Source organism: Methylorubrum rhodesianum, from assembly GCF_014199985.1.
Taxonomy (GTDB): domain Bacteria; phylum Pseudomonadota; class Alphaproteobacteria; order Rhizobiales; family Beijerinckiaceae; genus Methylobacterium; species Methylobacterium rhodesianum.
The window spans coordinates 299,825-305,824 of sequence record NZ_JACHOS010000006.1; the positions used below are offsets into that span (position 1 = coordinate 299,825).

The following is a 6,000-nucleotide window of genomic DNA, read 5'->3' on the forward strand; positions in this document are numbered from 1 at the left end:
CCAGTCTGTGGGTCGAGGATCGCCGGAGTCCGGGCGAGGGGATGGGGGCGATGCCGTTTCTGCAAACGATCTTGATCGACGCCGCCGAGACCTCGACCCATGCCGATGCGCTGACGCGGCTGCGCGAGGATGCGGTTCAGGCCGTCGTCATCCGCAACGTTCTAACGCCTGCCGAATGCGCGTCGATCGTCGCCGACCTCGAGGTCAACCAGCAGGGCTTCCCTACGACCTCGTTCCCAGCGCCGTTCCGGTCGCACTTCTATGGGATGAACCTGAACCTCGCGGATCCGGATCTACGCGCCTACTTCGACATGGCGCCCGGTTTCACGCGCAGCCTCGGGGAGCTGATGGCGCCATGGGGCGGGTTCGAGACCCGCATTCTCGCACTGCTCTCGCGCCTCGATGGCGGGCGGCCCTACGTCCCGCCCACCCTGCATGATGGGCGGACCTACATGGCCACGACCCTGCGCTCGCATCACGAGGGCGGCTACATCCCACCGCATTTCGACAACGAACAGAAGAACCGCCCGAGCTACCGCCACCTCGAGAGCGTGGTGGAGGGCGACATCTTCTCCTTCGTGTTGACCCTATCGAAGGCCGAGCGCGGCGGGATGCTCGAAGTCTTCGACGCCAAGGCGGAGGCGTGGTCGGGCCGGTTCCAGAATCGCGATCGCCTGACAGAAAAGCCGGACCTCGCGCGCTTTGCCCGCCACGCCTTCGACGTCGAGGCCGGGACCATCGTGCTCCTGCGCTCGGGCCGCTTCCTCCATCAGGTCACGCCGGTGGAAGGCGCCCGCCTGCGCTGGACCGCCTGCTCCTTCATGGCCCGATCCCGCACCGGTGACGCCGTCCATTGCTGGGGTTAGGCGGGTGGCGCGGATTCCCGCCTATCTCGATGCGTTCCTCGCGGCGGTCGCGGAGGGTGCTGCGATCGATCATGTCCATCTCGGCCACTGGGACGAACCAGAGGCGATCGGTCCGGTAAGGGCGCGGGCGGGTTTCGCAGGGGCACAGGAACGGTTGAGCGCGGCGCTCGTCGCGTGGCTCGACCTCGCGCCGGAACACCGCGTGCTCGATGTCGGCTGCGGCTTCGGCGGCACCCTGCGGGCGATCCGGCGGAGCGATCCCAAGGTGGCGGTGATCGGGCTCAACCTCGATCCGCGCCAACTCGCGGTCGGACTTCGCTATGACGACCGGCCGCGCAACGCTGCCTGGGTCGCGGGCGATGCCTGCCGCCTACCTTTCGCGGGAGCCGCGTTCGATCGGCTCCTCTGCGTCGAGGCGGCGTTCCACTTTGCCTCCCGGCGCGCCTTCTTCGGCGAGGCGCAGCGCGTCCTGACCCGGAAGGGGGTTCTCGTGATGAGCGACATTGTTCTCACCCGACCGCCGCTGCCGCCGGAGCGGGTCGCGCTGTTCGCGGATGGACTTGAGGACGCCTTCGGCCCCTGGCCCGCCAAATGGGCAGGTATTGACGCGATCCGCCGCGATGCGGAGGCCGTCGGCTTCAGCCTACGGGTCACCGACGCAACCGCGAACACCGAGCCGAGTTTTTACACTATCGGCCTGGATCGAGGCGGCAGGCCGACCGGCGGCGCCCTCTTGCGAGAACTGCACCGACTCGGTTGCCTGCACTACCTCCATCTCCGCCTGGACAAGCGATGACGCGAGCCGAGCCTCCCGATGATGAAGTCGGGCGCAGGGAGCGGGTCATCGCGACCGCCAAGCCCGATGTCGGAGACAGGATCGGCGCGCGTCGGTCGGATCATGCAAGCTTTGCCGAGGCCTTGGATTCGCTTCTCTCCCGCCTGCTCGCATCAACGCTGTCCCCATCCCCGCGAAGCCATGTCTGAATCGTCCGCCCCCGCGCATCGACGCATCGCCCTCGTGTGCATGACGCCTCGCCCCGATGCGCAGGAACTCGGCGAGTTGCGGCTGCCGAGCTACGGCATCCGGCGCATCCACGCGGCTCTGCTCGGCGACCCCGATTTCGCCGACGCTACCGTGAGGCTGTTCGACCGCCGCACTGCCGACATCGAGGCCTACGTCGCCGACATCCTGGACTTCGAGCCCGATCTCGTCGGCTTCTCGATCTATGTCTGGTCGGCGCCGGCCATGATCGCAGTGGCGCGGGCCCTGCGGGCGCGGTGCCCCTCGCTCGCGATCGTCTTCGGCGGCCCCTCGGCGCGATCCGCCTTCTTCGACCTCGAACCTTACCGCCCGGCCCACGCCTATCTCGACGCCGTGGTCGAGGGCGACGGCGAGGAAATCATTTGCGAGATTGCCCGGCTGCCCCATTTCGACCGGTCGGCCTGGGAGCGGGTGTGCGGTTTGACGCTGCCAACCGCGACCGGCTGGCTGCGCACCGAGCGGCGCCCGCCCATCGCCGCCCTCGACCGGATTGTTTCGCCCTACGCCCATGGTCTGATGCCGCAGGGCGGCGTGGCTTATCTGGAGAGCTTCCGCGGCTGCCCGCTCTCCTGCCGCTTCTGCGAGTGGGGCACAAAGGAGAACAGCAAAGCCGCCTTCTCGGCCGATTACATCGCCCGCGAGCTCGATGCCTTCCGCACCCTCGCTGCGCCGGCGGTGTTCCTGCTCGATGCCGGCCTCAACCTAAATATTGTCGCCTTCCGCAATCTCCGGCTCGCTGCCCAGCGCTCGGGCTTCCTCAAGGAAACCCTGCTCTGGGCGGAAATCTACCCCTCAGTCGTGCGCGACGAGCACCTCGCCTTCATCGAGGAGATCGGCACTGCCTATCTCGGTGTCGGGATGCAGTCGATGGACCCGGCGGTGCTGCGCCTGCACGATCGCCCCTCGGACTCGCCCCGTTTCGAGGCGGCAGTACGGGCGCTGGCGCGCATCACCAATATCGAGCTGCAGATCATCGCCGTGCTGCCCGGCGACACGCCGGAGGGGTTCTTCCGCACCCTCGACTACGCCCTGTCGCTGCCTGCGAGCGTCCGGGTGTATCACTGCCTCGTTTTGCCCGACGCGCTGCTGACCCGCAGCCGGCCCGAGTGGAACGTCCGCTTCGACCCGCAGACGCTGACGATGTGCTCCTGCGAGGGGTGGAGCGAGGAGGCGGTGGCGCACACCCGCGCGGAGCTGCGCCGCAGGGCGCTCGCTGCTGGCGGCAAGGCCGGTGAGTTCTGGTGGACGTTCCCCCGCCAGCCCGAGCGCGTCTCCCAAGCCCGCGCTTCGTGGCGGCAGGCCGCGGCGCGATGAGCGCCGTCCGCTCCGGCCTGCGCATCGCGCTGGTGGCGCAGTATCCGGAGCGCGATCCGGCGATGCCGAGCTTCGTCCCCAATCTCGGCCTGCGCATGGTCGAGGCCACCCTGCGCGTCGCCGCCTTTCCCGGCCTCGTCTGCCGGGTCTGGGATCTGGCCGGCGGTGACGCCGAGCGGGTCGCCCGCGAGATCGTCACCTTCGATCCCGACATCGTCGGCTTCTCGGCCTATCTCTGGTCGCTGCCCTTCCTCTGCCGCGTGGCCGCGCTGATCAAGGCGGACGATCCGGCCCGGCTCGTCGTCTTCGGCGGCCCCTCGGCCCGGCCGGTCATGTTCGCGCGCCCGCCCTTCCGAGCGGCGGCGGACGACATCGACGTGCTCGTCATCAACGAGGGCGAGGAGACCTTCCTCGAGATCGTGGCGCTCGACCACCGGACGCCATCGGCGCTCGCTGCGCTGCGCGGCGTCGCAGTCCGCGACGGCGAGGGCTGGCGCGAGACCCCAGCGCGGCCGCTGGCCAATCTCGACAGCCTCGCCTCGCCCTACGCGCTGAACCTCGTGCAGCACGGTGGCCTCGGCGTGCTCCAGACCTATCGGGGCTGTCCCTTCACCTGCTCGTTCTGCGAGTGGGGAACGATGGAATCGCCCAAGCGCGTGCGCGCCGTCACTCACCTGACGCGGGAGTTCGAGGCCATCGCCGGCCACGATGTCTACGCGGCGCTTCTCGTCGATGCCGGGCTGAATCTCAACCGCAACGCCTTCCTCAACCTTCGGCAGGCGGCCGAGGAGAGCGGCTTCTTCGAGCGTCGCGGGCTGATCTGCGAGGTCTATCCGGCGGCGGTGCGCCAGGAGCATCTCGATTTTCTGGCCACCGTCAGCAACGCCTATGTCGGCATCGGCCTGCAGAGCTTCGACAACGCGGTGTTGGCCCATGTCGACCGCACCTATGACGAGCGGCGCTTCGACGAGACCTTCGCTAGGCTCGACGCGGTGGCGAGCCTCGCCGTCGAGATCATCCTCGGCCTGCCTGGCGACAATCCCGAAACCTTCCGCCGCAACTTCGAGCGAGCCCGGCGGCTGCCCTGCGCGCTCCGAGTCTATCACTGCGTCGTGCTGCCCTCGGGCCTGATGGTGCGCTCGCCCCCCGAGCACCGCCTCGACTACGATCCGGTTTCCTTGAAGATGATCTCCTGCACCGGCTGGAGCGAGGCCGCCCTCGCGTCGGAGTGCCGCTTCCTAACGCGGCAGGCCACGCTCCAGAGCGGGCGCGCGGGCGAGTTCTTCTGGACGTTCCCGCCGCCCCGGTGAGTGCAGTCAGCTCGCTTCGAAGCTCGTCCAGAGCCCGGTGTCGAATCGTTCCAGCACGGTTGCGCTCAGAAGCCAGCGCCCGGGATTGTCGGCCACGAAAGCAATCTGGGCGCTGCGCTCTTCCGGGATCTGCACCGTGTCGAGCCAGTGTGTGTCGTGTCGCCCGTTCTCGCCGCTGAGATCGCCACCGTCGGCGACAAGGCGGTGATCGCACCCTGGGGCAACTGGCTCGTCGCGCTCGCTGTGTCCCTGCGCGAGCCGATCCTGACCATCCTCATCCCGATCATCGCCGGCTACGTCATCCAGGCCATCCGCGAGGTCTACCCGTGGGCGACCCTGTTCCTCTCGCAGCGGCGCGTCGAGATGATGCTCGAGGCGGTCGTCAGCTTCGGTCTGAACGCGGTCCAGGGCGCGGCCAAGGGCAAGACCCTGTCGGCCAATGTGGCGGTGCCGGTGATCGCCAAGGGCACGCAGTACGTCATCGACACGGCCCCGCCGGCAGTCATCAAGGCGGCCGGCGGTCCGGATGGGATCGCAGCCCGCATGTTCCGCAAGCTCAATCTCGACGACCATGCCAGCGAGCAGAACGTGCTGATCCCGGCGCTCGACCGGATCGGCGGCTTTGCCCCGCCGTCTGCCGACGAGTTGCGGCAAGCGGACGAGATGGTTCGGCGCTGAGCATGCCCTACACCGCACGGACGGAACGAATCGGAAAGGGCAAGCGGATGCTGGTCTATGATCCCGATCCCGCCATCAACGAGCGGATCCACCGTGCGGTCCGCTACGGACAGACCCGCTGGGCTGAAATCTGGCTCTCGCTGATCGCCGTCGCCGTCGGCCTCGTGCTGGTCGCGCCGACCAACACCTTCGGCAACGAGAGCTTCCGTGTCATCGCCTCGGTCATCAGCGAGTGGAAGGCCGGCGCGCTGTGCCTGTTCTTCGGCTCCGTCCGTCTCCTAGCGCTCTGGGTGAACGGGCGGCGCGGGCGCGAGACCTCGCTCATCCGCCCCCTGGGCTGCCTCGGCGGCTTCGTGTTCTGGCTCGCGATCGCCCTCGGCTTCCTGCTCACCGCGCCGCCCATCACGACGGGCGTCGCCGTCTACACCATCCTCGCCTTCGCCGAGCTGCACGCCTCTGGACGCGCGGCCAGCGACATGGCGGCGGAAGACACGTTCGGGTTCAGAGCACGCAGGAGGCAGAACGGTGGCGGCAGTTCACGATCCTCTTCCGCAGCTTGATACCTGGCCCGCGATCATCGTCGCGGTCAGCGCCGCAGCCGCCGCCCTCCTCGTCCCGCAGACCGGCTTCCTGATGACCTTCTTCGACTACCGCATCGAGACGCAGAAGGCGGAGGCGCTGAAGCCAGAGGTAGAGCGGGACGTGGCGCAGGTGGCTGGCACAGCGCTGTTCGACAGCATGGCGGTGGTCGACCTCACCGCGGCGATCAAGGATCTGACCGTGGCGATCC

Annotated in this window: 7 protein-coding genes and 1 pseudogene; 7 read left to right on the forward strand and 1 reads right to left on the reverse strand. The window is 68.3% G+C overall.

All coding sequences use genetic code 11. The annotated features are described in order from the left end of the window. Positions 1-50: 50 nt before the first annotated feature. The 4 genes from HNR01_RS11245 (at position 51) to HNR01_RS11260 (ending at position 4,532) form a co-directional block, all read left to right on the forward strand. Positions 51-866 carry a 2OG-Fe(II) oxygenase gene (locus tag HNR01_RS11245; RefSeq protein WP_026105571.1) on the forward strand — a complete coding sequence of 272 codons (816 nt, stop codon included), beginning with the start codon at positions 51-53 and terminating at the stop codon, positions 864-866. A 4-nt stretch (positions 867-870) separates the two neighbouring features. Then, on the forward strand, positions 871-1,662 hold the full coding sequence (locus HNR01_RS11250) for a class I SAM-dependent methyltransferase (RefSeq protein WP_183667779.1): 792 nt from the start codon (positions 871-873) through the stop codon (positions 1,660-1,662). A gap of 228 nt (positions 1,663-1,890) precedes the next feature. Beyond that, the gene (locus HNR01_RS11255; RefSeq protein WP_017484798.1) at positions 1,891-3,222 is read left to right on the forward strand and encodes a B12-binding domain-containing radical SAM protein; all 1,332 of its coding nucleotides are present in this window, start codon (positions 1,891-1,893) and stop codon (positions 3,220-3,222) included. Beyond that, entirely contained in the window at positions 3,219-4,532 is a 1,314-nt protein-coding gene (locus HNR01_RS11260; RefSeq protein WP_026105569.1) for a B12-binding domain-containing radical SAM protein, read from the forward strand. The genes HNR01_RS11255 and HNR01_RS11260 overlap by 4 nt, the downstream gene beginning before the upstream one ends. A gap of 6 nt (positions 4,533-4,538) precedes the next feature. Here the strand turns inward: HNR01_RS11260 and HNR01_RS11265 are convergent. Continuing rightward, positions 4,539-4,688, reverse strand: a pseudogene (locus tag HNR01_RS11265) (multicopper oxidase domain-containing protein); the annotation flags it as partial. Between HNR01_RS11265 and HNR01_RS11270 the strand changes: the two are divergent. The 3 genes from HNR01_RS11270 to HNR01_RS11280 all read left to right on the forward strand — a co-directional run. Next, complete coding sequence (locus HNR01_RS11270; RefSeq protein WP_017484795.1) at positions 4,689-5,210, forward strand: hypothetical protein; 522 nt, start codon at positions 4,689-4,691, stop codon at positions 5,208-5,210. 2 nt (positions 5,211-5,212) lie between these two features. Continuing rightward, complete coding sequence (locus HNR01_RS11275) at positions 5,213-5,770, forward strand: hypothetical protein (RefSeq protein WP_183667780.1); 558 nt, start codon at positions 5,213-5,215, stop codon at positions 5,768-5,770. Further along, the coding region (locus HNR01_RS11280) for a hypothetical protein (protein WP_183667781.1) at positions 5,736-6,000 on the forward strand (265 nt) is incomplete at its 3' end. The genes HNR01_RS11275 and HNR01_RS11280, both read left to right, overlap by 35 nt.

What these genes read in the sequence shown, in the direction of transcription:
- HNR01_RS11245 (WP_026105571.1), top strand. Translation starts at nt 51, where the DNA reads ATGCCGTTTCTGCAAACGATCTTGATCGACGCCGCCGAGACCTCGACC.
- HNR01_RS11255 (WP_017484798.1), top strand. Translation starts at nt 1,891, where the DNA reads ATGACGCCTCGCCCCGATGCGCAGGAACTCGGCGAGTTGCGGCTGCCG.
- HNR01_RS11260 (WP_026105569.1), top strand. Translation starts at nt 3,219, where the DNA reads ATGAGCGCCGTCCGCTCCGGCCTGCGCATCGCGCTGGTGGCGCAGTAT.
- HNR01_RS11275 (WP_183667780.1), top strand. Translation starts at nt 5,213, where the DNA reads ATGCCCTACACCGCACGGACGGAACGAATCGGAAAGGGCAAGCGGATG.